Origin of the sequence: Methylobacterium sp. 10 (assembly GCF_000519085.1) — a bacterium.
Lineage (GTDB): Bacteria > Pseudomonadota > Alphaproteobacteria > Rhizobiales > Beijerinckiaceae > Methylobacterium.
In genome coordinates this window covers 1-1,559 of the sequence record NZ_JAEV01000008.1, presented here as the reverse complement: position 1 = coordinate 1,559, position 1,559 = coordinate 1, and the positions used below count along the sequence as shown (strand labels likewise).

The following is a 1,559-nucleotide window of genomic DNA, read 5'->3' as shown; positions in this document are numbered from 1 at the left end:
CCGTGAGGGTGACCTTGGCGTCGGTCGTGCTGTCGTCGGTGGCGATGAAGGTGGCCGTGGCGGAGAGCCCGCCATCGGCGACGACAAGCGAGCCCGGCTCAATGCTGCCGCCGGTGGCGCTCAGGACGAGGGAGGTCGGATCGACGGCTTCCGAGAAGGTGAAGGTCACCGTCGAGGTCAGGTTGCCGTCGCTGAAGCTGGCATCCGCGATCACGACCGTTGCCGTCGGGTTGACGGTATCGACCGTGACCGGAGCGGACGCGGTGGAGGTGCCGGCATTGCCGACGAGGTCCTTGAACGCCGTGAGGGTGACGGTGGCGTCGGTCGTGCTGTCATCGTCGGCGGTGAACGTGGCCGTAGCCGTGCGTCCGCCATTGGTGAAGACGAGCGTCGCCATATCGATGGTGCCGCCGGTGGCGTCCGCATCGAGAGAGAGCTGATCGACGGCTTCCGAGAAGGTGAAGGTCACCGTCGAGGTCAGGTTGCCGTCGCTGAAGCTGGCATCCTCGATCACGACCGTTGCCGTCGGGTTGACGGTGTCGACCGTGATCGGATTGGCCGCAATGACGGTCCCGGCATTGCCGGCGAGGTCCTTGAACGCCGTCAGGGCGACCGTGGCGTCGGCTACGCTGTTTTCGGTGGCGGTGAAGGTGGCCGTGGCGGAGCGCCCGTCATCGGCGACGACGATCGAGATCGGATCGACGCTGCCGCCGGTGGCGAACACGACGAGGGAGGTCGGATCGACGGCTTCCGAGAAGGTGAAGGTCACCGTCGATGTCGGGGTGCCGTCGCTGAGGCTGGTCTCGTCGAACGCGACCGTTGCCGTCGGCAGGGTCGCGTCGACCGTGAACGTCTTGACGGTCGTGTTCAGCTTCGTGTTGCCGGCGAGGTCGGTGGAGATCGCCGAGAGGGTGTAGCTGCCATTCGTCAGGGGGGTGCCGTTCAGGTCCGAATCGGCGAAGGCCAGGGTGTAGACACCGTTCGAATCGGCGACGGCGGTGCCGATTTCGGATCCGTCCAGGAAGATCTGGACCGTGGCGCCGACCTCGGCCGTGCCGGTGAAGCCGGGGGTGGTGATGTTGGTGAGCAGATCGGTGGCACTGACGCCGGTATCGGAGGCCGCCGCGAGGCTAACGGTCGGAGCGACTGTGCTGATGTCCACCTTTACCGGGTTGAGATCGCTGGTGGTGGTGTTGCCGACGGCATCCGTCGCGGTGGCGCGGAAGATGTAGCTGCCGTCCGGCAAAGAGGGGGTGGCCGCCGTCGTGAACGTGCCACCGGTGACCGTGGCGACCAGTGTCACGGGCGTTCCGCCCACGAGCACGGGGTTACCGCCCAGATCGAGCACGGCGACGGTCACGGTGGAGCCCACCTCGACCGTACCGCTGACCAACAGGGTTCGATCGCGGGTGAGGAGGTCCGAATCGCTCGCGCCGCTATCCTGCGAGATCGTCAGCAGCGCGACCGTCGGCGCCACCGTGTCGACCGTCGCGGTGTCGGAGACGGAGCCGAGGTTGGCGTTGCCCGCCGCATCGCTGAAGGCTCCGGCGCCCACGGAG

Annotated in this window: 1 protein-coding gene; it reads right to left on the bottom strand. The window is 67.2% G+C overall.

Translation table 11 applies throughout. From position 1 onward, the window contains the following. On the bottom strand, positions 1-1,559 hold a 1,559-nt coding region (locus tag K368_RS0100005), incomplete at both ends, for an Ig-like domain-containing protein (protein ID WP_027170595.1).